At 65.3% G+C, this 26,437-nt stretch carries 21 protein-coding genes; 15 read left to right on the forward strand and 6 right to left on the reverse strand.

Annotated elements, in window-relative coordinates; translation table 11 throughout:
• Positions 1-488: 488 nt before the first annotated feature.
• Positions 489-695: a cold shock domain-containing protein CspD gene (gene cspD / locus F4827_RS01945; RefSeq protein WP_017776809.1), complete on the forward strand. Its 207-nt coding sequence runs from the start codon at positions 489-491 to the stop codon at positions 693-695.
• A 209-nt stretch (positions 696-904) separates the two neighbouring features.
• On the opposite strand, the gene F4827_RS01950 is transcribed toward cspD, so the two are convergent.
• Both F4827_RS01950 and icd read right to left on the reverse strand, forming a co-directional pair.
• Positions 905-2,500, reverse strand: coding sequence for a multicopper oxidase family protein (locus F4827_RS01950; RefSeq protein ID WP_183720324.1), 1,596 nt, complete (start codon positions 2,498-2,500; stop codon positions 905-907).
• Positions 2,501-3,275: 775 nt separating this feature from the next.
• Positions 3,276-4,532 carry an NADP-dependent isocitrate dehydrogenase gene (gene icd, locus F4827_RS01955; protein ID WP_183720321.1) on the reverse strand — a complete coding sequence of 419 codons (1,257 nt, stop codon included), beginning with the start codon at positions 4,530-4,532 and terminating at the stop codon, positions 3,276-3,278.
• 310 nt (positions 4,533-4,842) lie between these two features.
• On the opposite strand from icd, the gene F4827_RS01960 reads away from it, so the two are divergent.
• The 11 genes from F4827_RS01960 (at position 4,843) to F4827_RS35770 (ending at position 18,971) form a co-directional block, all read left to right on the forward strand.
• A complete protein-coding gene (locus F4827_RS01960; protein ID WP_183720318.1) occupies positions 4,843-5,439 on the forward strand; it encodes a pseudouridine synthase in 597 nt (198 codons plus the stop codon).
• Between the two features lie 346 nt (positions 5,440-5,785).
• Positions 5,786-5,986, forward strand: a complete 201-nt coding sequence (locus F4827_RS01965) for a hypothetical protein (RefSeq protein ID WP_158951189.1) — start codon at positions 5,786-5,788, stop codon at positions 5,984-5,986.
• Between the two features lie 246 nt (positions 5,987-6,232).
• Positions 6,233-6,742: a DUF192 domain-containing protein gene (locus F4827_RS01970; RefSeq protein WP_183720315.1), complete on the forward strand. Its 510-nt coding sequence runs from the start codon at positions 6,233-6,235 to the stop codon at positions 6,740-6,742.
• Positions 6,743-7,070: 328 nt separating this feature from the next.
• Positions 7,071-9,179, forward strand: coding sequence for an elongation factor G (fusA, locus tag F4827_RS01975; RefSeq protein ID WP_183720312.1), 2,109 nt, complete (start codon positions 7,071-7,073; stop codon positions 9,177-9,179).
• A 137-nt stretch (positions 9,180-9,316) separates the two neighbouring features.
• A complete protein-coding gene (locus F4827_RS01980; RefSeq protein WP_183720309.1) occupies positions 9,317-9,889 on the forward strand; it encodes a cupin domain-containing protein in 573 nt (190 codons plus the stop codon).
• Between the two features lie 23 nt (positions 9,890-9,912).
• The gene (locus tag F4827_RS01985; RefSeq protein WP_183720305.1) at positions 9,913-10,944 is read left to right on the forward strand and encodes a HoxN/HupN/NixA family nickel/cobalt transporter; all 1,032 of its coding nucleotides are present in this window, start codon (positions 9,913-9,915) and stop codon (positions 10,942-10,944) included.
• Positions 10,945-11,219: 275 nt separating this feature from the next.
• Positions 11,220-12,932: an ABC transporter substrate-binding protein gene (locus tag F4827_RS01990; RefSeq protein ID WP_183720302.1), complete on the forward strand. Its 1,713-nt coding sequence runs from the start codon at positions 11,220-11,222 to the stop codon at positions 12,930-12,932.
• Positions 12,933-13,004: 72 nt separating this feature from the next.
• On the forward strand, positions 13,005-14,039 hold the full coding sequence (locus tag F4827_RS01995) for an ABC transporter permease (protein ID WP_183720298.1): 1,035 nt from the start codon (positions 13,005-13,007) through the stop codon (positions 14,037-14,039).
• Positions 14,040-14,092: 53 nt separating this feature from the next.
• Positions 14,093-14,956 carry an ABC transporter permease gene (locus F4827_RS02000; RefSeq protein WP_183721319.1) on the forward strand — a complete coding sequence of 288 codons (864 nt, stop codon included), beginning with the start codon at positions 14,093-14,095 and terminating at the stop codon, positions 14,954-14,956.
• Positions 14,953-17,208 (forward strand): ABC transporter ATP-binding protein, encoded by a 2,256-nt coding sequence (locus tag F4827_RS02005; protein ID WP_183720295.1) that lies wholly within the window; start codon positions 14,953-14,955, stop codon positions 17,206-17,208. The genes F4827_RS02000 and F4827_RS02005 overlap by 4 nt, the downstream gene beginning before the upstream one ends.
• Positions 17,209-17,768: 560 nt before the next feature.
• A complete protein-coding gene (locus tag F4827_RS35770; protein WP_183720292.1) occupies positions 17,769-18,971 on the forward strand; it encodes a hypothetical protein in 1,203 nt (400 codons plus the stop codon).
• A gap of 256 nt (positions 18,972-19,227) precedes the next feature.
• Here the strand turns inward: F4827_RS35770 and F4827_RS02015 are convergent, their stop codons facing one another.
• Positions 19,228-20,073, reverse strand: a complete 846-nt coding sequence (locus F4827_RS02015) for an aldo/keto reductase (RefSeq protein WP_183720289.1) — start codon at positions 20,071-20,073, stop codon at positions 19,228-19,230.
• A gap of 165 nt (positions 20,074-20,238) precedes the next feature.
• Between F4827_RS02015 and F4827_RS02020 the strand changes: the two genes are divergently transcribed.
• On the forward strand, positions 20,239-20,985 hold the full coding sequence (locus F4827_RS02020; RefSeq protein WP_183720286.1) for a GntR family transcriptional regulator: 747 nt from the start codon (positions 20,239-20,241) through the stop codon (positions 20,983-20,985).
• 28 nt (positions 20,986-21,013) lie between these two features.
• Here the strand turns inward: F4827_RS02020 and F4827_RS02025 are convergent, their stop codons facing one another.
• Together F4827_RS02025 and F4827_RS02030 are read right to left on the reverse strand one after the other, a co-directional pair.
• Positions 21,014-22,447 (reverse strand): CoA transferase, encoded by a 1,434-nt coding sequence (locus tag F4827_RS02025; protein WP_183720283.1) that lies wholly within the window; start codon positions 22,445-22,447, stop codon positions 21,014-21,016.
• A 79-nt stretch (positions 22,448-22,526) separates the two neighbouring features.
• Positions 22,527-22,892 (reverse strand): DUF2917 domain-containing protein, encoded by a 366-nt coding sequence (locus tag F4827_RS02030; protein ID WP_183720279.1) that lies wholly within the window; start codon positions 22,890-22,892, stop codon positions 22,527-22,529.
• A 230-nt stretch (positions 22,893-23,122) separates the two neighbouring features.
• On the opposite strand from F4827_RS02030, the gene F4827_RS02035 reads away from it, so the two are divergent.
• Positions 23,123-24,574 carry a PLP-dependent aminotransferase family protein gene (locus F4827_RS02035; protein WP_183721316.1) on the forward strand — a complete coding sequence of 484 codons (1,452 nt, stop codon included), beginning with the start codon at positions 23,123-23,125 and terminating at the stop codon, positions 24,572-24,574.
• A gap of 73 nt (positions 24,575-24,647) precedes the next feature.
• On the opposite strand, the gene F4827_RS35070 is transcribed toward F4827_RS02035, so the two are convergent.
• Positions 24,648-24,800 (reverse strand): hypothetical protein, encoded by a 153-nt coding sequence (locus F4827_RS35070; RefSeq protein ID WP_260174944.1) that lies wholly within the window; start codon positions 24,798-24,800, stop codon positions 24,648-24,650.
• Here F4827_RS35070 and mdtD point away from each other — a divergent pair.
• On the forward strand, positions 24,769-26,154 hold the full coding sequence (mdtD, locus tag F4827_RS02040; protein WP_260174929.1) for a multidrug transporter subunit MdtD: 1,386 nt from the start codon (positions 24,769-24,771) through the stop codon (positions 26,152-26,154). The two genes, F4827_RS35070 and mdtD, sit on opposite strands and share 32 nt — an antisense overlap.
• Positions 26,155-26,437: the final 283 nt, after the last annotated feature.

A 26,437-nucleotide genomic window follows, 5' to 3' on the forward strand; every position in this document is an offset into this window, starting at 1 on the left:
TGGGCAGTGCTCCCGGGCGATTGCGCCTCGATTTGTCGGCCTGCGCACGCAGACAAACAGATTCCGTGCCACCACACCCTACGTGTCTGCCGAAGCGTCGTTTTCGGGTGTGCCATCGCAGTGTTTCCCATGTGAGTCGATTATGCGACTTTTCAAGATGGGTCGTGCAACCCCATCGCCCCCGTAGGGACAAAAAGCGAACCGGATGCGCGGACCGGCAACCCAATGCGCTTCGCAGCAGCAAAGGCCGCTAGAAAAGCCGGAAAAACCCTGGAAATGCGATCTTTACAACGCGCAACTTAACGTCTCAAAATATTCTTGACACCAGAATAAAGAGCCTCAACAATCAAGCTGGCACTTTTTTCAACCGCCTTTAATTTCGAAAAAATGCCGTTGGTGAGCTTGTGAGGAGGGGGCGCTCGCATTCCGCGAACGTTTAGCTTTTCGAACTGCTCGTGGTAGTGACATGAGTTACAGGGGAAGTTGGTATGGCAACCGGTACGGTCAAGTGGTTCAACGACGCGAAGGGTTTCGGGTTCATCACGCCGGATGAAGGCGGCGAGGACCTGTTCGCTCACTTTTCGGCGATTCAAATGAATGGCTTCAAGACCCTCAAAGAAGGTCAAAAGGTGAGCTTCGAGGTCGTGCAAGGCCCGAAGGGTAAACAGGCATCGAACATTCAGGCAGCAGCCTGATACGTTCGGTACCCGTACCTTGGAAACCCGGCTTCGGCCGGGTTTTCTTTTTGTGCGAACGATTTTTATCCATGCATGCGGCGCCGCGCTTTTGCCACGAAATGTCCGTGTTATTTGCATTCCAGATGTTTTGAATAAAACACCTGGAATATCACGCCAAGCCGACACTCTTTTTCACATTCATTTCATTTGCGCGTGCTGACCCATCGTCACGTCACGCGCAACGTGCCCATCATGCCAAGATCCTCGTGTTCGAGAATGTGGCAATGGAACATGCGATCTCCCGTTTCGCGCTGAATGGTCGCGATATGCACGCTTTCCCCCGGCTTCACGTTGACCGTGTCGCGCCACGCGAGCAAAGCCTCGTCCACGCGCCTGCCTTCTGATTCACGCGCCAGAATCTGAAACTGCGTGCCATGCAGATGGAACGGATGATCCATATCGGTCTGGTTCGCAATCGTCCATTGCTCGACCGCGTTGCGACGGCTCGTGAGTGTGATGCGAGCGGGGTCGTATGACGCGCCGTTGATCATGAATTGCATACCTTGGGGCATGCCCCTCTTCGATGCACCCGGCTGGTGCATTGCATGCATATCCATCGCCTCGCTGAACACGACGGTTTTTGCGGCGTTCGATGGCGTCAGCGGCGCAATTGGGCGCAACTGTGCGGGCAGCGCTTTGTTCACCGATTCGCCGTCGCTGCGCGGCGCGAATTGCACCTGCGCAAGGGTGGCCGTCGGCGTAGGCGGCAAGCTGCCGTGGGTCATCGCCATCTTGCGGCGGTCATACTGCGCCGCAAGCAGTCGCGCCGCCGATGCGCCCTGCCCCGCACGCACGATCAGCTCGGCGCGCTCGCCGGGTGCGAGCAACAGCGACGTCACGCCCTCGCGCGGTGTGCCCAGCAGGCCCCCATCGGTGCCGACCTGCGCGAACGCACGGCCATCGTCGAACGCAAGCAGCAGATAACGCGCGTTACAGCCGTTCCAGACGCGCCAGCGCTCGTCGCGCACGATGTCGATGCGCGGCTCGCGCGCGCCGTTCACCAGCACGAACTGACCTTCGCGGCCATTCATCCAGTCCATCATGCTATTGGCGGCGATCGTGCCATCGGCGAACAGCTTCAGGTCCGTGACGAACAGATGGCGTTCGGGCCAGGCCGCGAGCGGATCGGCGGCGGCGCGCACGATGATTGGCCCCGCCAGCCCGCGAAACACCTGCTCCGCCGTGTGCATATGCGGGTGCGGGTGATACCAGTAAGTGCCCGCGCTGCCCTTGGGCAAGGTGAAGCGATAGATATGCTCCGCGCCCGGCAGGATCGGATTCGCCGGGTTGCCATCCTGATCGGCCGGCACGGGCAAGCCGTGCCAGTGGATCGTCGTGGGTTGCGCCAGGCGGTTGATCAGGCGGATCTCGACGCGATCGCCCTCACGAACGTCGATCAGCGGGCCGATCACCGGACCGTCGTTATTCGCGGCGTTCGCGTCGTATTGCCAGAAGGTGGTGGCCGGCTGTCCCGCGAGCAAGGCATGCGCGGCAGGTTGGGCGATCAGCGTCGCGCGGAATACGCCTGCTTCGCGGCTTTCGTTGGCGAGCGTGCGCAAGCCGGAAAGCGGCGCACCGGCGGCCAGCGCGTCGGCGGCGGCGAGTGCCGGTTGCGGATGCCCCATGCCAGCCATTCCCGACATCCCGGACATCTCCTGCATGCTCGACATGCCATCGCCGGCCTCCGCGGCCCGCGACGCACGCGCAAACAACGAAGCGGTAGCGGCACCCAGCGCGCCGGACAAAAACGTTCTGCGTTTCATCGATTCATTCCTCAAATACGTCTGCCTGCGCGGCGCGCATGATCGAGCGCGGCACGGGCGGGGATCGCTTTCACACGCGATTCAACATCGTGTGTGCAGCGTATCGTCAACAAGCGGCTGCGTTCAGACGATTGGAGGAGGCAAAGGAGGTGCGTGCGTGATGCCGGCGTGCAATGCAGCAACGCACACGCAAGGCGCGTCGTGCGCACGCGGGCAAGTTCCGAATCGCAATGCGAGCGGTAGCGCGCCGCAATGGCTGCCGCAGCTCTGACTGCAGCAGCCTGCGTGATGGCAGTCGGCGTGATCCGGCGTCGTGCCTTGAACATGCGCCGTGTGAGCGACGTGCGTGGCGTGTGCGGTGTGCGTGGCATGCGTCTGCGAGGTCATGTGTTCGCACGCGTTCGCGCCGCGCATGCCGAGCAGCGCAAACACGCAAACGAGAAAAAGGCGACACAGAATCGTCATGGAAAGACCAACAGCACGCAATGGGCGCTCATCATGATAGCGCACCCACGAGGTGGAAATTTTTCGCCGGTTACGGCAAACAGAAAATCACTCTGGACAACAAAGCAAATTAAAAGCCGCCCTAACCGAACCGGCCGGCCCTGCGATTCGCTCATGCATTTGCGCTTCGGCGAGCCAATCCGCGTTCGCATGGACGTATTTCAAGGTCGATGCGCCGGTCGCTGCCGCGAGCCACCCTTCCAGAGAAAAACCCCGGCGATACGGAACGCACGCCGGGGTTTCAATACATAGACTATCGTCCTGACCACACTCACATATTGTCGATCATCACCTGGCCAAACGCCGAGCACGACACCTGCACCGCGCCTTCCATCAGCCGCGCGAAGTCATACGTCACGCGCTTTTGCTGGATCGACTTTTCCATCGACGCGATGATCAGATCCGCGGCCTCGGTCCAGCCAAGGTGGCGCAGCATCATTTCCGCCGAGAGAATTTCCGAGCCCGGATTCACATAGTCCTTGCCTGCATACTTGGGCGCCGTGCCGTGCGTCGCTTCGAACATCGCCACCGAATCCGACATATTCGCGCCCGGCGCGATGCCAATGCCGCCCACCTGCGCCGCGAGCGCGTCCGAAATGTAATCGCCGTTCAGGTTCAGCGTGGCGATCACGTCGTATTCGGCCGGACGCAGCAGGATCTGCTGCAGGAAGGCGTCGGCGATCACGTCCTTGATGATGATGTCGCCACCCGTCTTGGGATTCTTGATCTTCATCCACGGACCGTCATCGATCAGTTCCGCCGCGAATTCCTTCTGCGCGAGCGCATAACCATAGTCGCGGAACGCGCCTTCGGTGAACTTCATGATGTTGCCCTTGTGCACCAGCGTGACCGAACGGCGCTCGTTGTCGATGGCGTACTGGATCGCCTTGCGCACGAGACGCTCGGTGCCTTCGCGCGACACCGGCTTCACGCCGATGCCCGAGCTGTCCGGGAAGCGGATCTTCGAGACGCCCATTTCGTCGCGCAGGAACGCGATGAGCTTCTTCGCGCCTTCCGAATCCGCGGGCCATTCGATGCCCGCGTAGATGTCTTCCGAGTTCTCGCGGAAGATCACCATGTTGACCTTCTCCGGCGCACGCACCGGCGAGGGCACACCCTTGAAGTACTGTACCGGACGCAGGCACACGTAGAGGTCGAGTTGCTGGCGCAGCGTGACGTTCAGCGAGCGGATGCCGCCGCCCACCGGCGTCGTCAGCGGCCCCTTGATCGACACGACGTAATCCTTCACTACATCGAGCGTTTCATCGGGCAGCCAGACATCGGGGCCGTAGACGCGCGTGGCCTTCTCGCCCGCGTAAATCTCCATCCAGTGAATCTTGCGCTTGCCGCCGTAGGCCTTCTCCACGGCTGCGTTGACCACCTTGAGCATGACCGGCGTGATATCGACGCCCGTGCCGTCGCCCTCGATATACGGGATGATCGGCTGGTCGGAGACGTTGAGCGAGAAATCCGGATTGACGGTGATCTTCTCACCGCCCGCCGGGACCTTGATGTGCTGATACGGCATGATCAACTCCAGTAGGGGGATCGGTCTGTGGCGCGCGACCAGTTCGCAATGCAATTATTCTGGCCATTATTCTAGCCCAGGCCCCGAACGCCCGTGCCGACGCCCTCCCGCCGCCCCGCGCGGCCCAGTCCTGCTGCCGCGCAGCGTTAGAGTGCGCAGGCCCATGCCTTCCCCGGATCGCGAGCTGATGTCTCATGTCTTATATAAGACTCATGACACTAGCGTGAACCAGCGCCGCCATGCACGCCGTATGCTTTAAGATCGCGGCGCGACATCCTTTTACCGCTTTTGCATTTTTGTTTCTTTTGCCATGCGCTTGATCGCCCTCAATAAACCGTTCGGCACGATCTGCCAGTTTTCGCCGCATGAGACGCGCCAGTCGCTTGCGGACTGGGTAAAGACGCCCAACGTCTACCCCGCTGGCCGCCTCGACGCCGACAGCGAAGGGCTGCTGCTGCTCACCGACGATGGCGGCCTGCAGGCGCGCATCGCCGAACCGAAGCGCAAGCTCGTCAAACGCTATTGGGCGCAGGTGGAAGGCGCACCCGGCGACGATGCGCTCGCGGCGCTCGAACGCGGCGTCGATCTCGGCGACTTTGTGACACAGCCATGTCGGGCAAGGAAAATTTCCGATGACGATGCGCATAAGCTCTGGGCGCGCAATCCGCCCATCCGCTTTCGCGCGGCGATTCCTGCCACATGGATCGAACTCGCCATCAGCGAAGGAAAAAATCGTCAGGTGCGACGCATGACGGCAGCCGTGGGATTTCCGACGCTGCGCCTCGTGCGCGTGGCGATGGGTTCGCTCGATATTTTTTCGCTGGGCCTCGCGCCGGGCGACAGCGTCGATGTGCCGGTGGATGCGCCCTGGAAGCCCGCGATGCATGCGCGGCGCGCGCACAAGTAACTGTTGCGCAAGCACTTTTTGCGTTTGGCGAACGATTTGAGCCTGTAAACAGCGCTCTCTTTCAGTTGCCACGCATCGCTAAAAATTTGCGACCCAAATGAAAACTTCTCGTCAACCGCTTCGCGGGACCATGCGTTAAACCACGCAGATGCCGTCCGAAGCTATCCGGCATTCAGCCTTCAGGGTCCTCGCAGCAATGCACGGTCCCGACCGCTGGCAGACACGAATTGCAAGTTCGCATGAATTTGTCGATCCGACTGTCAACCGAAAGGTGGATGGCACGTTTACCGACCTGATCCAATAACCGGGTCACTTGGTTAATTAACTCAAGCTGAGGATTCACAAAATGAACAAACTGATCGCTGCTCTGGTCGCTGGCCTCTTCGCATCGGCTGCATTCGCACAAGCTTCGGCTCCGGAAGCTGCTTCGGCTGCTCCGGCAGCAGCTGCTTCGTCGGCACACAAGGCTTCGCACAAGAAGTCGCACAAGAAGTCGTCGCACAAGAAGGCAGCTAAGGCTGAAGCAGCTTCGGCAGCTTCGGAGTAAGCTTCTTGTAAGACGCAACGAGGAATGGCGCTCCGCGCCGATCTTCGCTTCGTTTGAAAGGCAGAGTGTCGCAAGGCGCTCTGCCTTTTGTTTTTGCAGCGCCGTTTGCGCACTTCGCGAGAGTGTCACTGCGAGTGTGCCTGCGAATGTGTCTGCGAATGTGTCTGTTATCGCGCTGCAAGTTTTGACCCGCGCCGACCTGGTCGCGTAACATGCGCGGACTAATCTCTAGCAAGGAGCTCACTCGTGCGATTTTCCCTGCGCCCGCTGATCGCGCGCTTCGCGTTCGCAGCGTTTGCCACCGTGTCGGCCTTCACGTTTTCGACCGCCCTGGTCAGCACGCCGGCACACGCCCAGCAAATGCCGCCCGGCGCGAAGCAACCCGGCGATTTTCCGCGACTGAAGCTCACCGCCGGCATGTTCGTGATCGACGCCGCCGTCGCCGCCAATGATGCGGACCGCGAGCAAGGTCTCATGTATCGCACGCAGCTCGCGCCCAACGAAGGCATGCTATTCGTGTTCGGCGAAAACGCCGTGCACTGCTTCTGGATGAAGAACACGCTGATCCCGCTGTCGATCGCTTTCATGCGCGCCGACGGCACGATCACCGACATCGACGAGATGCAGGCCGAAACCACCAACAATCACTGCCCGCGCAACAACGGTGTCTATGCACTGGAGATGAGCAAGGGCTTCTTCACGTCGAAGGGCATCAAGCCCGGCATGAAGATCGACGGTCTGCCGCCGCTGCAATAAGCGCGCGCTCGCTGGCCCGCCAGCCGCAAAACCGGCCCCGCCGCAGCACGCACTGCAGGTGGGGCCGTTTTTTTATGGGCACGCTTCGCGTGTGCGTTTGGCCGTGCGCTTCACCCGCGCCGTCCGGGCGACGCCCAGCATCGCCGGCGGCTGCGGCACCCTTACCAGCAAAAGCCGCGCGCAAGCGCTATCCTAGTAATCCGCCGCATGGCACAGGCTTGGCCCGGAGCAGTCCGGACAAGCCGCCGTGCGGACCGCCGGACCGCGCGCAGGCCGCGCCGCGCGCCGCCCGGCACTTTCCATGGCGCGTCTTTCCAAGGAGATCACCGTGCCTCGCAAGACTCCCATCGAGCGCTATCGCAATATCGGGATTAGCGCTCACATCGATGCCGGCAAAACCACCACGACCGAACGCATCCTTTTCTATACCGGTGTGAATCACAAGCTCGGCGAGGTTCACGATGGCGCGGCGACCATGGACTGGATGGAGCAGGAGCAGGAACGCGGCATCACGATCACCTCGGCTGCGACGACTGCGTTCTGGAAAGGCATGGCCGGCAACTATCCCGAACACCGCATCAACATCATCGACACCCCGGGGCACGTGGACTTCACCATCGAAGTCGAGCGCTCCATGCGCGTGCTCGACGGCGCATGCATGGTGTACGACTCGGTCGGCGGCGTGCAGCCGCAGTCCGAAACCGTCTGGCGTCAGGCGAACAAGTACAAGGTGCCGCGCATTGCGTTCGTCAACAAGATGGACCGCGTCGGTGCGGACTTTTTCCGCGTGCAGCGGCAGATTGGCGAGCGCCTGAAGGGCGTGGCGGTGCCGATCCAGATTCCGGTCGGCGCGGAAGATCACTTCCAGGGCGTGGTCGATCTCGTGAAGATGAAAGCGATCGTCTGGGACGACGAGAGCCAGGGCGTGAAGTTCGAGTACGAAGAGATCCCGGCGAATCTGCTCGAGACGGCGAAGGAGTGGCACGGCAAGATGGTCGAAGCCGCCGCCGAAGCCGATGAAGCGCTACTCGAAAAGTACCTCGAAGATCACGAAAGCCTGACCGAAGACGAAATCAAGGCGGCGCTGCGCAAGCGCACCATCGCCGGCGAAATCGTGCCGATGCTGTGCGGCAGCGCGTTCAAGAACAAGGGCGTACAGGCGATGCTCGACGCCGTGATCGACTATCTGCCCTCGCCCGTCGACGTGCCCGCCATCCTGGGCCACGACTTGCACGACAAGGAAATCGAGCGTCATCCGAGCGACGAAGAGCCGTTCTCCGCGCTCGCCTTCAAGATCATGACCGACCCGTTCGTCGGCCAGCTGATCTTCTTCCGCGTCTATTCGGGCGTGGTGGAATCGGGCGACACGGTGCTCAACGCGATCAAGGAAAAGCGCGAGCGCCTGGGCCGCATCCTGCAGATGCACGCCAACGAGCGCAAGGAAATCAAGGAAGTGCGCGCGGGCGACATCGCCGCCGCCGTGGGCCTGAAAGAAGCCACCACGGGCGACACGCTGTGCGACCCGGCCAACCCGATCGTGCTCGAACGCATGATCTTCCCGGAACCGGTGATCTCGCAGGCCGTGGAGCCCAAGACCAAGGCCGACCAGGAAAAGATGGGCATCGCGCTCAATCGTCTTGCGCAGGAAGATCCGTCGTTCCGCGTGCAGACCGATGAGGAATCCGGCCAGACCATCATTTCCGGCATGGGCGAGTTGCACCTGGAAATTCTCGTGGATCGGATGAAGCGCGAATTCGGCGTGGAAGCGACGGTCGGCAAGCCGCAGGTGGCGTATCGCGAGACCGTGAAAAACAAGGTCGAGGATGTCGAAGGCAAGTTCGTCAAGCAGTCGGGCGGGCGCGGCCAGTACGGTCACGCGGTCATCACGCTCGAACCGCAGGCGCCGGGCAAGGGCTACGAATTCGTCGACGCCATCAAGGGCGGCGTGATTCCGCGCGAATTCATCCCGGCCGTCGACAAGGGCATCCAGGAAACGCTCAAGGCGGGCGTGCTCGCGGGCTATCCGGTGGTCGATACCAAGGTCACGCTCACGTTCGGTTCGTACCATGACGTCGATTCGAACGAAAACGCCTTCCGCATGGCCGGTTCGATGGCCTTCAAGGAAGCGATGCGCAAAGCGAAGCCGATCCTGCTCGAACCGATGATGGCGGTGGAAGTGGAAACGCCCGAGGACTTCATGGGCAACGTGATGGGCGATCTGTCGAGCCGTCGCGGCATCGTGCAGGGCATGGAAGACATCGCGGGCGGCGGCGGCAAGATCGTGCGCGCCGAAGTGCCGCTGTCGGAAATGTTCGGCTACTCCACTTCGCTGCGCTCGCTCACGCAGGGCCGCGCAACGTACACGATGGAGTTCAAGCACTACTCGGAGACGCCGCAGAACGTGGCCGAAGCGGTCATCAACGCGAAGAAGACGTAAGCACGCGCGTTTCATGCTTCAAGCGAAAGCCCGTCCCTCGCCGGACGGGCTTTTTTGTTCTGCGCGCGGCCCAATTTTGTCCGTGCCACAATGAAACGAGCCCTCAGCGAGCGTCAGGCAAATCGAGGAGACACGACATGAGCCACGATCACGACCATCAACACCCGCACGATCACGATCACGATCACGATCACGATCACGATCACAAGCACGATCACGATCACGATCACAGGCACGACGACCCGCCCGTCGACTGGCGCGAAAACGGCGTGAAAGTCATCCGCGGCGATCAACTCGACAGCAATACCGCGCAGACGCCAGGCATGAACCGCGCCGCCGCCATCAACGCAGCGCGCGTGGGCGCGCAGAAAATCTGGGCCGGCACCGTGACGATCCATCCGAACGCGAAGACCGGCGCGCATCATCACGGCGCACTGGAAAGCGTGATCTACGTGGTGCGCGGCCACGCGCGCATGCGTTGGGGCGAGCATCTGGAATTCACCGCTGAAGCCGGGCCCGGCGACTTCATCTTCGTGCCGCCTTACGTGCCGCATCAGGAAATCAACGCGAGCACCGACGACCCGCTCGAATGCGTGCTGGTGCGCAGCGACAACGAAGCGGTTGTCGTGAACCTGAACATCGACGCCGTCGAAGCACCCGAGACGGTCTACTGGGTCGATCCGATCCATCGCCATCCTCACGAAAATTGAACCGCTCACCGCGAAAAAACAGTATGACACCGACCGCCACGCCACTGCGCCGACGCCTGATCCCTCTCTATGCCGTCCTGATCGCCGCGAATCTCGCGGCCTGGGCATGGGCGCTGATCGCCTTTCGCCACTATCCGCTGCTGCTCGGCACTGCCCTGCTCGCCTATGGCTTCGGCCTGCGTCATGCCGTGGACGCCGATCACATCGCCGCCATAGACGCCGTCACGCGCAAGCTGATGCAGCGCGGCCAGCAGCCGCTGGGCGTGGGGCTGGCGTTCTCGCTGGGACATTCGACCATCGTAATTGCGGCGACGGTGGGCATCGCGCTCTCGGCGCTCACGCTGCATGGACGCTTCGAGCAGTTCCACGAGATCGGCTCGACCATCGGCACGCTGGTGTCGTCGGGCTTTCTGCTGGTGCTCGCGGGCGTGAATCTGGTGATCCTGCGCGACGTGTGGCGGCGCTATCGGCTGGCCGGCCGCACCCAGCAGGGCGAGGATGCCGCGGCTTTGGCGGCGCAAGCCAGCGCCCCCGCCGGGCTCCTGTCGCGCGCACTGCGCCCGCTATTCAGGCTCGTCACGAAAAGCTGGCACATGTATCCGGTAGGCGTGCTGTTTGGCCTGGGCTTCGACACGGCCACGGAAATCGGGCTGCTGGCGATTGCCGCCGCCGAAGCGGGCAAGGGCCTGCCGATGTACTCGATTCTCGTGTTTCCGGCGCTCTTCACAGCGGGCATGACGCTGGTCGATTCCACCGACAACGTGCTGATGGTCCAGGCCTACGGCTGGGCGATGGACGACCCCAAACGCAAGCTCTACTACAACGCCAGCATCACCTTCGTATCGGCGCTGGTGGCAATCGTGATCGGCGGCGTGGAGGCCGTCGGCCTGATCGGCGACAAGCTCGGCGCAAGCGGCGGTATCTGGTCGATCGCCAGCGATCTGAACGAGCGCTTCGGCGAACTCGGCTATGGCATCGTCGCACTTTTTATCGCCTGCTGGATCGGCTCGGTGCTGTTCCATCGCTGGCGTCGGCCGGCGGCGGGCGCGCTTTAACTGCGTGCTTTAACGGCTCACCTCGCCGTCACGGCGGACCGGGCCGCCGCTTCGACATCGCAGCGTTCCACGGCGCGGCAGGGCCAGCGCGCCGCGCCTGCCCTGCCGCGCGCGCCAGCGCAACCGCGCCGGACCCTGGTTCTCGTGCGCAATCGCGAAAACGCTTAAACTGAGCCGCATTCGCCGTCTGTCGCCTTAACGCATGCCGCCGTCGCGTCGGCTTCCTCGCTGAAGCAGCCGCGCCCATCCACGGAACCGCACGGAATCCCGCGCCGATGAAACGTCCGCAGTCCAAGCCTTCCCGTTCGCTCGCGCATACGCGCGCTTCGTCCACGCCCGAACCGCTGCGCCGTGACGCAGGCGAGTACGGCAACCACGCCATCGACGAGTTTCTCGCTGGCCGCCTCACGCGCCGCGAACTGCTGCGCTACGCCAGCGTGCTGGGCCTGTCGAGCCTTGCGTTCGCAGGCAGCGGTTTGCTCGCGCCGGGCAAGGTGCGCGCTCAAGGCGCCAATGCAGTCGCGGGCAAGCCCGGCAACCAGACCATCCGCGTCGCCCATCTGATGCCGGCGGGCGCGGTCGACCCGCTCACGGTCACCGACGCGGGCGCGCTGTGTCTCTTGAACCAGACCGGCGAATTCCTCGCCAACGACGATGCCGACGGTCATCTGCAACCGGCGCTCGCGCTCTCCTGGCAGCCCAACGACAAGGCCGATGTCTGGACCTTCAAGCTGCGCCCAGGCGTGAAATTTCACGATGGCCAGCCTTTCGGCGCAAAAGACGTGGTGGCCACCTTCGACCGTCTCGCCGATCCGGCCAGCGGCTCGGCGGCGCTCTCGGTGCTCAAGGGCGTGCTCTCGAAAGGCGGCACGAAGCTGGTCGACGAACACACCGTCGCGTTTCATCTCGATGCGCCCAACGGCAACTTCCCCTATTACGTTTCTTCGGACAACTACAATGCCGTGCTGCTGCCCGCGAATTACGCGGGCAACTACGAGAAGAGCTTTATCGGCACCGGGCCGTTCAAGCTCGAAAAATACGAAGCGCGGCGCGGCGCGAGCTTCGTGCGCCACGACGGCTACTGGGGCGACAAGGCGCTGCCCGAGCGCGTGCAGTTCGCCTTCTACGCCGACGAGCAGGCGCAGATCCTCGCGCTGCAAGGACGTCAGGCCGATGTGATGGGCACCTTCACCGTGCAGGGCGGCATCGGCATTCTCAACAATCCGGATTTCAAGGTGATCGGCGTGCGTTCGAGCGCGCATCGCCAGATCCACATGCGCAACGACGTCGCGCAATTCAAGGACAAACGCGTGCGCCAGGCGCTGGCGCTCGCGCTCGATCGCGACGTGATGGTGCGCGGTCTCTTCAAGGGCCGCGCGGTGGTGGGCAACGACAGCCCGTTCGCGGCGATCTTCCCGTCGAGCGCGACCAGCGTGCCGCAACGCAAGGTCGATCTGGCCAAAGCGCGCCAGTTGCTTGCGCAGGCGGGGCTGGCCAACGGCTTCGACGTCACGCTCACGACCGAGAAGTACATGGAGATTCCCGATCTGGCCGTGGTGGTGCAGAACGCGGCCAAGGCGATCGGCGTGCGCATCGCGCTCAAGGTGGAGAGCCAGTCGCAGTACTACGGCGCGGGCACCTACGGCAAATCGGACTGGCTCGATGCGCCGCTGGGCATCACCGATTACGGCCATCGCGGCGTGCCGAACGTGTTTCTCAATGCGCCGCTGACGAGCGGCGGCACATGGAACGCAGCGCATTTCCGCAATCCGCAGTACGACAAGCTGGTCGCGCAATTCGTGGCGACGCTCGACGTGGCCGCGCAAAAGCAGGTGTCCGCGCAGATCCAGACGCTGCTGCTCGACGAAACGCCGATCATCATCCCGTACTTCTACGATCAGTTGATCGCGCAGAGCACGAAGCTTTCGGGCGTGCATTTCACCGCGCTCGCGCAGTTGTACTTCGACCGCGCCACGCTTTCCGGTTGATCTCGGGCTGATTTCGGCCTGATTCACGGCTGATTCACGACGCCGGTAGAACCCGCTGCACTCGCCAAACCCATGGCCACTGAGCTGACGAAACCGTCTCAAACCGGCCCGCGCCACCCGTCTCGCCTGCCGCGCTTCACGTCAGGCAGCGGTGCGGCGCGCTTTCTCGCGCAGCGCGCCGCGTGGGCGCTGTTCACGCTGTGGCTGCTCTCCGTGCTGGTGTTCGCGGGCGGGCAGTTGCTGCCGGGCGACATCGGCCGCGCCGTGCTGGGGCCGCTCGCCGATGCACGCGCCGTGGCCGCGCTCAATCACCAGTTGGGCGCGGACCGCCCCCTGCTCGATCAATACGCCGCCTGGATCGGCCATGCGCTTCGCGGCGACTTCGGCAGTTCGTGGACCTTCCGCCAGCCGGTCGCGCCAATGGTGGGCGACGCGCTGCTGCAATCGGCGAAACTCGGCTTTCTGGCGTTTATCGTGGTGGTGCCGCTCGGCATCGGCGGCGGCGTGTGGGCCGCGCTCAACGGCGGGCGCTGGCTCGATCGCCTCATCAGCACGCTCGGGCTGTGCGCGAGCGCGGTGCCGGAATTCGTCTCCTCGATTGCGCTGATCCTCGTGTTCGGCGTGTGGCTGCGCTGGCTGCCGATCGAAGCCGTCGCGCCGCCCGATGCGGGCGTGTTCGAAACGCTGCGCCATCTGGTGCTGCCCGTGCTGCCGCTCGTGCTGGTGTTCTTCGGCTACCTCGCACGCATCGCGCGGGCGGGCATGCTCGACGCGCTCGACGCCGATTACACCCGCACTGCCATCCTCAAAGGGCTGCCGCGCCATACCGTGATCGTGCGCCACGTGCTGCGCAACGCGCTGCTGCCCAGCGTGACAGTGGCGGCCACGCAGCTCGGCTACCTGATCGGCGGGCTGGTGGTGGTGGAGTCGCTGTTCCGCTATCCGGGCATCGGCTCGCTGATCTACAACGCGGCCAGGGCGAAGGATTTTCCGCTGCTCGAAGCGGGCGTGCTCACCGTGAGCCTCGTCTATACGCTGGCGAATCTGGCGGCCGATCTGCTGCATGCGCTGTTCGATCCGCGCCTGCGCAATCGCGCGAGCCGATAGAAAACGATGAACGTGAGCAACACGCGCCCATGAACGATACGGCTTCCGAAACGATGAGCGATGGCGCTCAAGGCCTTGAGCACGAGCCGTCACGCTTCGCGGCGACGTTGCGCCTGCTGCTGCGCTCGCCCGCCTTCGTGGTGGGTGCGCTGATCCTGCTCGCGTGGATCGTCTGCGCGCTCGCGGGTGCGTGGATCGCGCCGTACGACGCCTATGCGTCCGATCCGCTCAGCTCTCTGCTGCCGCCCGATCAGACGCACTGGTGCGGCACCGATCAGCTCGGCCGCGACATCTGCTCGCGCGTGATCGTCGGCACGCGCGACATTCTCACGATTGCGCCGCTCGCCACCTTGACCGGCACGCTCGCGGGCGCGGCGCTTGGTCTGATCACCGGCTATCTGGAAGGCTGGGGCGGCACGCTGCTCGCGCGCGCTCTCGACGCCGTGCTGGCGCTGCCGCTCGTGATCGTCGCCCTGCTGGTGCTCGCGGCGGTGGGCGCGTCGAATCTCGCCGTGGTGCTGGTGATCGGCATCACCTTCGCGCCGCTCGTCGCACGCACGGTGCGCGCCGCCGTTCTGGCCGAGCGCCATCTCGACTATGTAGCCGCCGCCCGCCTGCGCGGCGAGCGCGCGTTCTACCTGATGTTCGCGGAAATCCTGCCCAACGTCTGGCCGCCCATCGTGGTGGAGGCCACCGTGCGGCTGGGCTACGCGATCTTTGCGGTGGCGACGCTGTCATTTCTCGGCTTCGGCATCCAGCCGCCTTCGGCCGACTGGGGACTCGCGCTGGCGGAGTCGTACGCGCTGCTCGCGGGCGGCGCGTGGTGGACCGTGGCGTTCGACGCGCTCGCCATCGCCTCGCTGGTGGTCGCCGTCAATCTGATCGCCGATAGCCTGCGCGAGGTGCTCGAATCATGAACGCCGGCAGCGCACGCGGCCCCGCTCTCGCGACCTTCAGCGCTCCGCGCGCCGACGATGCGCTCGCGCTCGTCGGCCTGACTGTGTCCTATCGCGTGCGCGGGCGCGAGCGCGACGTGCTTACCGATGTCTCGCTGCGTGTCAAACGCGGCGAAGCCTATGGGCTCGTCGGCGAATCGGGCTGCGGCAAATCGACGGTGGCGCTGGCCGTGCTGCGCTATCTCGCCCACAACGGCCGCGTGAAATCCGGACGCATCGCCATCGGCGGCGAGGATGTGCTCACGCTCGATCGCGAAGGCCTGCGCCTGCTGCGCGCGCACAAGGTGTCGATGGTCTATCAGGACCCGGCGAGCGCGCTCAACCCAACGCTGACCATCGCGCGACAGCTCAGCGAAGCCTTCGAAGCCGCGGGCGCCAGCCCCGCCGATGCACTCGACCAGGCGCACGCGATGCTCGCGCGCGTGCGCATCGCCGACCCCGCGCGCGTGATGGCGAGCTGGCCGCATCAGCTATCTGGCGGCATGCAGCAGCGCGTGGTGATCGCGATGGCGCTGGCTTCGAACCCCACCCTGCTGATTCTCGACGAACCCACTACCGGCCTCGACGCCACCGTCGAAGCCGAAGTGCTGGCGCTCATTGCGCAGTTGCGCGATGAGCTCGGCATGGCGGTGCTGCTCATCAGCCACGATCTGGGCGTGATCGCGCGCATGTGCGAGCGCGTGGGCGTGCTCTATGCGGGTCGTCTGGTGGAAGAAGGCGCAACCCAGGACGTGTTCGCTCGCGCGCGCCATCCGTACACCGTGGGCTTGTTGCGCTGCCTGCCCGCGCCGGGTCGCACCAAGGCGCACGGCACGCTCGATACGATTGCGGGCGAACTGCCAGCGCCCGGCACGCTCGTGCAGGGCTGCGTCTACGCCCCGCGCTGCCGCATGGCCGACGCGCGCTGCCGCGAGCATGCGCCGCCGCCGCATCGCATGGAAGCGCCACACGGCGAGCAGATGGCGCGCTGCCACTATCACGAGCGCGCCATCGACCTGCCCGCTGCGGACGCAGCCAATGCGAGCGACATCGACGCGCTTGATGCGCTTGATTCGTTCGAGGCGTTCGATGCTGGCGCAAGCGCACAGACAGTCACGCCCGCGACCAAGGCCCCAATACAGCAGACAAACGAACAAACAGACAAAACGCCTTTGACAGGCGGGCATCGCGCAGCGCCCATCGTGCTGCGCGCGGCCCATCTTTCCTTGACCTTCGGTCGCGGCGCGCGGGCCTGGCGCGTGCTCAACGATGTCTCGCTCGAATTGCGCGCGGGCGAAACGCTCGGCCTCGTCGGTGAATCGGGCAGCGGCAAGACAACGCTCGCGAAGCTGCTGCTAGGGGTGCATGGCGCCGATGCGGGCGGCACGATCGAACTCGACGGCCAGCCGCTCTCGGCACGTCTTGCACAGCGCAACGCGCGAGCTTTGCGCGCGCTGCGCATCGTGTTCCAGCATCCCGATGCTTCGCTCAACCGCGCGTTGCCCGTCAAGCGGCTGGTCGGCCGCGCCCTCGCGCGCGCCGAAGACGAAGGCCCGGGCACAACCCCAGGCGGCGACAACACGCCCCGCATCGCCGGTCTGCTGGACGCGGTGCGCGTGCCTGTCCGTTATATCAACGCGCGAGCGCGACAGCTTTCCGGCGGCCTCAAGCAGCGTGTGGCGATTGCCCAGGCCTTCGCGGGCGAGCCGCGCGTGGTGATCTGCGACGAGCCGACCTCGGCGCTCGATGTCTCGGTGCAAGCGGCGATCCTGAACCTGCTCGCGCGGCTGCAACGCGAGCGCCGCGTGAGCTATCTGTTCATCTCCCACGACCTTGAGGTGGTGCGCTATCTCGCGGACCGGGTGATGGTGCTCTACGCGGGGCATGTGGTGGAGAGCGGCCCGGCCAACGCGGTGCTCGGCGGCCCCTGCCACCCTTACACCGAAACGTTGCTCAATGCCGGCAAAGGCGCGCCGGACGAACCTGCCCGTAACGAAGGCAGCCACGCCGCGAGCGCCAGGGCCCAGGCAGCCACGGGCTGTGTCTTCAGCAGCCGCTGCCCGCGCAAGCTCGGCGCGATCTGCGACGAGACCGCCCCTCCCTTAAACGACAGCTCAAACGCCAACGCCGATGCCGGTACCGATGGCGAAGGTCATCGCATTCGCTGCCATATCCCCGCCGCCGAGCTTCGCGAATTGCAGCGCGGGCTCAAGGCGGCGCCGGGCGATTCGTAAGACACACAGAAGGTCAGACGAAACCCGCCAGCCGAAACTCGTTGCGTTGTCCGCGTTTGAAACGGATTTCGACATTCCGCACTGACACGTTTCATCGCCGAAACGTTTTCAGTGATTTTTTCTACGCCAGCACCATAGATCAATTGTAAAGTCCCCTAGCTACGGCCTTCTGCAGCCGATGGCACAGAACTCGCTATATCGATACCAGGCATCCGGTCGCCGCCTGACGACGGTTCCGGGCGTATAAAGCGCCCGGCATCGAACCAGGCGAACGGATGACCGGACGCATGACGCGCCTGCTTTCTGCCGCCCCGCCATAGGGCTGACGACAATCGGCAAGGACTCCTGCACAAACCGGTCATCCGATGCAACGCCGGCCGTGTGCCTCGTGTACCGCTTCAACTGGCATGACATGGCGCTCCCACGATACGGAGCGCACACCGGCGCAAAGCGGATCCAGCCTGGCGGGGGTCGGCGTCGACGCAGTCACTGCGCGACGTCAGACACAAGGCGCTAGAGAAGCGAGGCGGACACGCGCCATCGCTTCCCGGGAGGAAGTCATGAAGAACAGATCATTTCATCAGTACTGCTACGGGGTTAGCCGAGGACTCGCGATTGTTGCAATCGGCGCGGCGGGAGCCAGTGTGCTCCTGCCCGCCGTCGGCGCACACGCCGAAAGCAACGTCACGTCCCCGACCTGGATGATTGTCGCCGATGCCGCATTGCCGGCGAGCGGCGGCGCAGTCAACGATGCCGGGATGCCGGTTGAAGGCTCGGGTCCCGGCACGGCGGCCACGGCTGGAACAGCGGGTGGCGCCGGGACGTCGGGCGGCTCGACGCCGATGTCGGGCGCGAGCCCGTTCGGCGCGGCCAGCGCCCTTCCGGCAAGCGGCGCGGGTGCCGCGACAGCGCCCGGCACTGCTGGGGCTGCGGGCACGGCGGGCACGGCGGGCACGGCGGGCGTTGGCAGCGACACTACGAGCGAAGCGTCTGACGCCGCCACGGTCTTCCTGCCGAAGAACTGCTACGGCATCAACAACGGCAACTGCGGCCAGGGCGGACGCGGCGGCAATGGATCGTCGGGTTCGGCCAGCGCGGGCGGTGTCGGCGCGGGCGTCTCCGGCAGCACGAGTGGCTCAAGCGGCAGTTCGGGCACGGGACGCGGCGGCAGCAGCTCGGGGGTCGGCGGCGCGACCAGTGGATCGAGCGGCTCGGGTGGAGGCCACGGTGGCGGTGGCGGTGGTGGCGGTGGTGGCGGTGGTGGCGGTGGTGGCGGTGGTGGCGGTGGTGGCGGTGGCGGTGGCAGCGGCGGCGGTAGTGGCGGTGGAGGCGGCGGTGGAGGCGGCGGTGGAGGTGGCGGTGGCGGTGGCGGTGGCGGTGGCGGTGGCGGTGGCGGTGGCGGTGGCGGCGGCGGCGGCGGTGGCGGTGGCGGTGGCGGTGGCGGTGGCGGTGGCGGTGGCGGTGGCGGTGGCGGTGGCGGTGGCGGTGGCGGTGGCGGTGGCGGTGGCGGCGGCGGCGGCAGTGGCGGCGGCTCTAGCGGCTGCGGTTGCGGCGGCGGTGGCAGCAGCGGCAGCGGCGCCGGTAGCGGCGGTCACGGCGGCGGCTTTGGTGGCGGTTTTGGAGGCGGTTTTGGAGGCGGCTTCGGCAGCGGCGGCTTCGGAGGCGGCTTCGGCAGCGGTGGATTCGGCAAGGGTGGTTCGTCTGGCGGCCCGGGCGGCGGGAGCGGCGGCGGCCACGGTGGCGGCAATGGCGGCAGTCATTGAACTCGCACGGCGGTGCACATGCGCCGCCGCTGCCACCCCGAATTGGCGTGACGGTCGGTCACGCCACTCCAGGCAGAAACGGCGGCGGCTTTCCGGTCCCCCGGCCGGAAACCGCCGCCGGTGGCCGGAGTCCGGCAAGCGGCTCTGCCGGCTTGCTGCGCGGCAGGCTCTACCCTGATCGATACGACGACGTAGCGCGCACTGGCGAATCCCCTGTTGCTTCCTCGCCCACCCTCATGCGCGCTACTCCCCTTCCCTACAGCATCTCCAGCGCACGTTTGGCACGCGGCGGCTTGAAATAAGCGTCGAGCGTGGCGTAATCCTGTGGGCCCAGCACGAGATCGAGCGCGGCGCGGTTATCGCGCACATGCTCGATGCGCCCCGCCTTCGGGATCGCGCACACGCCCGGCTTGCGCAACACCCATGCGAGCGCAACCTGATAGACCGACACGCCATGCGCCGCCGCGATATCGTCGAGCGGCGAGCGTTTGGGCAAGCGCGCATGATCGACGGGGCTATAGGCCATCACGGGCACGCCCTGCTGCGCGCACCACGGCAACAGATCGAATTCGGGCCCGCGCCGCGCCACGTTGTAGAGGATCTGGTTCATCGCACAGGCTTCGCCGCCCGGAATCGCGAAGAGTTCTTCCATGTCTTCGGTGTCGAAGTTGCTGACACCCCAATAGCGGATCTTGCCCGCGCGCACCAGCGCCTCGAATCCCGCGACGGTTTCTTCGAGCGGCACGCCGCCGCGCCAGTGCAGCAGATACAGATCGAGCCGGTCGGTACCAAGCCGCTTCAGGCTCGCTTCGCAGGCGCGTTCGACGCCGCGCCGGCTGGCGTTGTGCGGATAGACTTTGCTGACGAGAAAGACCTCCTCGCGCAATCCATCGAGCGCTTCGCCCACCAGCGCTTCGGTCGCGCCGTCACCGTACATTTCGGCGGTATCGATGAGCGTCATGCCGAGCGCCACGCCTGCGCGCAGAGCGGCGATTTCGTCGGCGCGGCGCAAAGCACGCTCGCCCATTTCCCACGTGCCCTGCCCGAGCTTCGCGATGCGCTCGCCGCCGGGCAATGCGATGCTGGCGATATCGGTCGTCATGGTGTCGTCCTTTCCGGGCAAATTGAACAAACTGAGCAAATTGAGCAAACACTCAGTGTAGCGCCGCGATGGACACAGCTTCATGCGTCGAACGATAAGCGGGTCATTTCCGCGCGGGCGCGGCTATGTCATAAAATTGCCGTTCGCCTTTCATGCCTGCCTCCCATGAACGAACCCACGGAAGACCGCTGGCACAGCCTGCGCCCGGACCCGGACAACGATACGCCGCTTTATCTGCAGCTCGCCCGCAAGCTCAGCGATGCGATTCACGACAACCGCTGGGCCGCCGGCGAGGCGCTGCCCTCCGAGCGCGTGCTCGCCGATGCGCTGGGCGTGTCGCGCATCACCGCGCGCAAGGCCATCGCGCTGCTGGTCGAGCAAGGTCTGATCCGCCGCACGCAAGGAGCGGGCAGTTTCATCACGCCGCGCTACGAAGATCCGCTCTCGCGTCTCACGAGCTTCTCGGAGATGTTGCGCCAGCGCGGCTTCACGCCCGCCTCGCGCTGGCTCTCGCGCGAGATCCAGCCGGCCAGCCGCGACGAGGTGATCCAGCTGGGTCTCTCGCCCGCCGCCGCCGTCACGCGCCTCAAGCGCCTGCGACTGGCGGACGGCATCGTCATGGCGGTCGAAAATTCGACCTTCCCCGCCGCGCTGATCCCCGATCCGAACGCCATCGGCGATTCGCTTTACAGTTTTCTGGAGCAGCGGGGACTGTCGATCGTGCGCGCATTGCAGCACTTCCGCGCGGTCAACGCGAGCGAGGAGATCGCCCGGCAAATGAGCATCGCGCCCAACGAGGCGCTGCTGCTCATCACGCGCGTAGGCTATACCGCCGATCAGCGCGCCATCGAGCTGACCGATACCTACTGCCGCAACGACTACTACGACTTCGTCGCGGAACTGCGCAAGTAAGCACCATCGAGGCAGGCGGGACAGCGCCTCACGCATCCCACTGCGGCCGGTCGGTGCCGATCGGCACACACGGGCGCGCATAGAACGCCGGCGTGCGTTCGAGATGCTCGGCAGGCTTCACGGCGCGCACGCGTCCAAACGGCGTGAGCGTTTCTTCGAGGCAATCGGCCACGTCCTGCGCGCTCACCTCGGGCGCCTGTTGCCCGTTCTCCAGCATGCCCATCGTTTGCAGCCAGCGGCCCGTCTGCGCAAGCGACAGGCGCACGTGCCAGCTGCCGCCCTCGCGCGCGCGCCGCGCCAGCGCCACCATCGTGGCGAACGCCGCGAGATAGCCCGTTGCATGATCGAGCGCCTGACACGGCAGCGGGCGTGGCCTGTCGAAATGCTTCGCGGTCCCCGCCACCGTGCTCTCGTTCCAGACGATGCCGCTCGCCGACTGCACGAGACTGTCGAAGCCGCGTCGCTCGTGCCACGGTCCGCGATGCGAGTACGCGCAGATCGACACGCACACGATGCCAGGCCGCTCGCGCGCCAGCACCTCGGGCGCGAAGCCATGCGCGGCGAGCGCGCCGGGACGATAGCCTTGCAGGAACACATCGGCGTCGCGAATCAGGGCGTGCAGTTGCTCGCGGTCTACCGCCTCGCGCAGATCGAGCGTGGCCGAGCGCTTGCCGCGACCGTTGTCGATCACGAGCGGCGCGATATTGGGCAGGTGCGCAGCGTTGATGAGCAGCACGTCGGCGCCGTGATGCGCGAGCGTGCGCCCCGCCACCGGCCCGGCGATGATGCGCGTGAGATCGACCACGCGCACGCCTTCGAGCGGGCGCTCTGCGGGTTGCAGCGCGGGTGCCTCGGCGTCGCCGATCCGTTCGATCTCGAACAGCGGCAGGCTCGCCACCGCCTGCGCCTGTTCGTGCGCGGCCCATTCGCGCGGCGAGCGCACGAGCGCGGCGCACAAGCCCGCTTCGGCCAGCGCCGCATCGAGCGCCGCGCCGTCCCAGTTCGAGCGGACCGCGCGCGCGACCTCGTCGTGGCTTTCGCCGCAACCGAGCACGCGCAGGATGCCTTGCAGGTGGTGGGCAAAGTTCGCGTGCAGCTGGATCCAGCGGCCATCGCGGGTTTCAAAGTAACCCGTCACCGGATGGCGCAGTTCGAACGGCGCGCCGCCATCGACGCTCAGATAGCGTTCGCTGCGAAACGCCGCCAGCGCGCGGCGCACGTCGATCGAGACACGCTGATCGGGCCCGCCGCGCAGCGCGTGAAAACGTGCGGCCGCCAGCCCCGCCGCGCCGATCGACGCCGCCGCCAGCGTACCGACGCGAAACACCGAAGGCAGACCGGGGTCATCACCGTGCACGTCGATCAGATCGAGCGCCGCGGCTGCGTGGCCAACGGCTTCATGGCCAGCTTCCTGCGGATGGGCCAGCATCCAGAGATGGTCGAGTGCGTCGCGGGGCGTCATGGCAGCGTCCTGTGGGCGTGGATGAAGTCCAGTCAGGTTACGGGCAGCGCCCCGCCGCGATCAATCTTGACCAGGATAATCAACCTGCTGCGGGCGTGTTCAAAGCGGCACGGGCCGAACGCGAGCGCAAACTCCGCAGCGCCTGCGCGACCCAGCCAGCAAAACCTGGCGCATGGCGATGGCGCCGCAGTTCCACCGCCGCACGCGCCGAGGCTCCGCCGAGCGCCAGCACGAAACGCGCGTTGTCGTTGCCCGCGCTCAGCCAGACGCGTGCGTGCGCTGCCAGTTCCATCGACTCGCCCGCGCGCAGCCAGTAATCGTGTGCATCGCCGCCGATGGTGAGCCACAGTTCGCCCTCGCTGACATGCAGTTGCATCGCCTGCGCCAGTTGCCAGGTCTCGGCGGGTTCGCCGTGTTCCAGTTCGAAAATTCGGATTTCGCGCATTGCCGTGCTCCTCGCCATTTCGCTTCGCCGGTGGCTCAAAAACGCGCCTTGAAGCGTGTTCCGGATGGGAGCATTATTGCCGTCAGTGTCAGGCGGTTACATGCACAGTTCCGAACACTTGGCCCGGAACTGTGCAGTCAAAAAACCGGACACTTTCGACTGACACTCGACCGCCTTTCAACTGAATTTCAACTGCCCCTCAACCGCGCCCCCGCCGGCCATCGCGCCCAATCCGCATGAAACTCGAACTCGACCGCACCAGCAGCGTCCCGCTCACCGAACAGATCGTCGCCGGCGTGCAGAACTGGATACGCTCGCGCTCGGCGCATCCGGGCGCGCGCCTGCCGTCGATCCGCCAACTCGCCGCCGATTACCGCATCAGCCGCTTTCCCGTGATCGAGGCCTACGACCGGCTGGTGTCGCTGGGCTGGCTGGACTCGCGCCAGGGCTCGGGCTTTTACGTGAGCGAGTACGCGCGCGTGGGCATGGCCGGCATGGGCACCTGTGATGTCTCGAATGCCGCCGACGAATCCGGCCATCTGCTCGCGCACCTGAACCGCCCAGGCGAGACGCTGCAACTGGACAGCGGCTCGGTCCCCCAGGCGTGGCGCGACGTCGACGCCATCGGCCAGGCGATCCGCCACGTCTCGCGCACCGATCCGTCGAGTCTGGTCGACTATGGCTCGCCGCAGGGCGAGGCGACGCTGCGCGAGCATTTGCGCAACCGACTCGCACCGCTCGGCATTGCCGCCGAGGCCTCGCAGATCCTCGTGACCGAAGGCGCGAGCGAAGGCCTCGACCTGCTGATCCGCTACATGCTCAAGCCCGGCGACACCGTATTCGTGGAAGACCCCGGCTACTACAATCTCTACGGACTCCTGAAGCTGCACGGCTTGCGCCTCGTCGGCGTGCGGCGCACCGCGAGCGGCCCCGATCTTGATCACCTGCATGCGCTGCTCGCGCAGCATCGCCCGCGCGCGTTCTTCGTCAACACGGTGTTCCATAACCCGACCGGCACGACGATCTCGCCGCCAGTCGCGTTCCGGCTGCTGCAGCTCGCGCGCGAGCACGGCTTCACCATCGTCGAAGACGATATCTATGCCGATTTCCAGACCGATCCCACCGACCGCCTCGCCGCGCTCGATCAGTTCGAGCATGTGGTCTACGTGAGCGGGCTGTCGAAGACGCTGTCGTCGTCGCTGCGTGTCGGTTATGTGGTGGCGAGTCCCGCGATCGTGCGCGACCTCGCCGCGATCAAGGCGCTGACCACCATCAGCGGTTCGCGCTTCACGCAGGCGGTGGCGGCCACGCTGCTGGAGCGCGGCGCGTACCGCAAGTATCTGGACCGGCTGCGCAGGCGCATCGCCGAGGCGCTCGGCACGGCCACGCGCACGCTGGAAGAGCACGGCTGGGAACTGTTCGGCGGCCTGGCCAGCGCGACCGGCCTGCATGGCAGCGGACGCGCGCATCAGCAGATGGGCGGCAAGTTCGTGTGGGCGCGCGTGCCGCATATCGACGATTCAGCGCGGCTCGTGGCCTGCGGCGAGCCGTTCGGCGTGAGCGCGTCGCCGGGCAGCCATTTCCGTCCGCACGGCGAGCCCAGCCCGTGGCTGCGCATCAACGCGGCGTTCGCGCTGGACCCGCGTGCGCAGGCGTTCTTCGCGGCGGCGGCGCGCTTGTGACATAGCTGACATGGCTACCGCGCCGATGTCATGCCGCGGCCAGCCTGTTGAGCACGCGGGCGCGCCGGGTTCTCTACAATGTCGGTTGCCCGCCACGCCAAGCCGCCCGTCCCATGTCAGAACCCAGCACCACCTCCAGCGTCGCTTCGAGCAGCACGCCCTCACCGTCACCCTCGCCCCGATCGTTAACGGTGATGTTGTGGCTGGTCGCCACCGGCTTCTTCATGCAGACGCTCGACTCGACCATCGTCAACACGGCACTGCCCGCGATGGCGACGAGTCTCGGCGAATTACCGTTGCGCATGCAATCAGTCGTGATCGCCTACTCGCTGACGATGGCGGTCATGATCCCCGTGTCAGGCTGGCTCGCCGACAAGCTCGGCACGCGCCGCGTGTTCTTGGGCGCGATCTTCGTGTTCACCGTCGGCTCGCTGCTGTGCGCGAGCGCCCATACGCTCGATCAACTGGTGCTTTCGCGCATCGCGCAGGGCGTGGGCGGCGCCATGCTGCTGCCGGTCGGGCGTCTTGCCGTGCTGCGCACCTTCCCGGCCGAGCGCTATTTGCCCGCGCTTTCGTTCGTGGCGATCCCGGGCCTGATTGGCCCGTTGATCGGCCCGACGCTCGGCGGCTGGCTCGTGCAGATCGCCTCATGGCACTGGATCTTCCTGATCAACGTGCCGGTGGGCGTGGTGGGCTGCATTTTCACCTTCATCTTCATGCCCGACAGCCGCAATCCCGACACGCCGAAATTCGACGTGCCCGGCTACCTGCTGCTCGTGACCGGCATGGTGACGATCTCGTTCGCACTCGACGGCCATTCCGAGCTGGGCATTCCGCAGGCAGTCGTGCTGGTGCTGCTGGTGGTCTCGCTCGCCGCCTTCGTGGCCTATGGGCTGCACGCGCAGCGCTCGCCACGGCCGATCTTCTCGCTCGAACTCTTCAAGATTCACACCTTCAGCGTGGGGCTGCTCGGCAATCTGTTCGCGCGCATCGGCAGCGGCGCGATGCCCTATCTGATTCCGCTGCTGCTGCAGGTGGCGCTCGGCTACACGCCGTTCGAGGCGGGTCTGATGATGCTGCCGGTCGCCGCCGCCGGCATGGGTTCCAAGCGCCTCGTCACGCATCTGATCACGCGGGTGGGCTACCGGCGCGTGCTGGTGGTCAATACGGTGCTGGTTGGCCTGATGATGGCGAGTTTCGCGCTCACTACGCCTGGCGAGCCGCTGTGGCTGCGCATCGCGCAGCTGGCCGTATTTGGCGGCGTCAATTCGATGCAGTTCACGGCGATGAACACGCTCACGCTAAAGGACCTGGGCATGGGCGGCGCGAGCAGCGGCAACAGCCTGTTCTCGCTCGTGCAGATGCTGTCGATGAGTCTGGGCGTGACGGTGGCGGGCGCGATGCTCACCGCCTTCACCGGATTGATCGGCCATATGACGGCCTCGAATGTGATCCCGGCGTTCCACGCCACCTTCGTGTGCGTAGGCGTCATTACCGCGGCCTCGTCGTGGATCTTCGCCCAGCTTTCGGACGACGTGCGGCGCGCGGCGAAGAAGACCGATCCTTCCGAGCGGACCTGAGCGCCGTCGGCTCGGGCAGCTGAAGCGCCGACCTGAACGCGCACCGAAAGCGCTCAGCTGAAGCGCGCACCGCAGCAGTGCACGACGCGCGCCGCACAAGTGCTTCGCGAACCGCTGCGAAGCACGGCGTGGCCTCTCAAAATTCCTTATATCCTGCGCGGATCATTCGATCCGCCTTGTGCCTGACCGCGCATACTTTTTGCACGCCTATCCAGTAATGTAAACTTGAGGTTCGCGCGCAAGGCTCGGAACGCCCCTTTGGGACCGTTCCCGCACCGCCCGG

The organism is Paraburkholderia bannensis (genome assembly GCF_014200455.1).
GTDB classification, from domain to species: Bacteria; Pseudomonadota; Gammaproteobacteria; order Burkholderiales; family Burkholderiaceae; genus Paraburkholderia; species Paraburkholderia bannensis_A.

Bases quoted from the DNA above. Each gene is read 5' to 3' on its own strand.
- cspD (WP_017776809.1), top strand. From the start codon at position 489: ATGGCAACCGGTACGGTCAAGTGGTTCAACGACGCGAAGGGTTTCGGG.
- F4827_RS01950 (WP_183720324.1), bottom strand. From the start codon at position 2,500: ATGAAACGCAGAACGTTTTTGTCCGGCGCGCTGGGTGCCGCTACCGCT.
- icd (WP_183720321.1), bottom strand. From the start codon at position 4,532: ATGCCGTATCAGCACATCAAGGTCCCGGCGGGCGGTGAGAAGATCACC.
- F4827_RS01960 (WP_183720318.1), top strand. From the start codon at position 4,843: ATGCGCTTGATCGCCCTCAATAAACCGTTCGGCACGATCTGCCAGTTT.
- F4827_RS01965 (WP_158951189.1), top strand. From the start codon at position 5,786: ATGAACAAACTGATCGCTGCTCTGGTCGCTGGCCTCTTCGCATCGGCT.
- F4827_RS01980 (WP_183720309.1), top strand. From the start codon at position 9,317: ATGAGCCACGATCACGACCATCAACACCCGCACGATCACGATCACGAT.
- F4827_RS01985 (WP_183720305.1), top strand. From the start codon at position 9,913: ATGACACCGACCGCCACGCCACTGCGCCGACGCCTGATCCCTCTCTAT.
- F4827_RS01990 (WP_183720302.1), top strand. From the start codon at position 11,220: ATGAAACGTCCGCAGTCCAAGCCTTCCCGTTCGCTCGCGCATACGCGC.
- F4827_RS01995 (WP_183720298.1), top strand. From the start codon at position 13,005: ATGGCCACTGAGCTGACGAAACCGTCTCAAACCGGCCCGCGCCACCCG.
- F4827_RS02000 (WP_183721319.1), top strand. From the start codon at position 14,093: ATGAGCGATGGCGCTCAAGGCCTTGAGCACGAGCCGTCACGCTTCGCG.
- F4827_RS02005 (WP_183720295.1), top strand. From the start codon at position 14,953: ATGAACGCCGGCAGCGCACGCGGCCCCGCTCTCGCGACCTTCAGCGCT.
- F4827_RS35770 (WP_183720292.1), top strand. From the start codon at position 17,769: ATGAAGAACAGATCATTTCATCAGTACTGCTACGGGGTTAGCCGAGGA.
- F4827_RS02015 (WP_183720289.1), bottom strand. From the start codon at position 20,073: ATGACGACCGATATCGCCAGCATCGCATTGCCCGGCGGCGAGCGCATC.
- F4827_RS02020 (WP_183720286.1), top strand. From the start codon at position 20,239: ATGAACGAACCCACGGAAGACCGCTGGCACAGCCTGCGCCCGGACCCG.
- F4827_RS02025 (WP_183720283.1), bottom strand. From the start codon at position 22,447: ATGACGCCCCGCGACGCACTCGACCATCTCTGGATGCTGGCCCATCCG.
- F4827_RS02030 (WP_183720279.1), bottom strand. From the start codon at position 22,892: ATGCGCGAAATCCGAATTTTCGAACTGGAACACGGCGAACCCGCCGAG.
- mdtD (WP_260174929.1), top strand. From the start codon at position 24,769: ATGTTGTGGCTGGTCGCCACCGGCTTCTTCATGCAGACGCTCGACTCG.
- F4827_RS35070 (WP_260174944.1), bottom strand. From the start codon at position 24,800: ATGAAGAAGCCGGTGGCGACCAGCCACAACATCACCGTTAACGATCGG.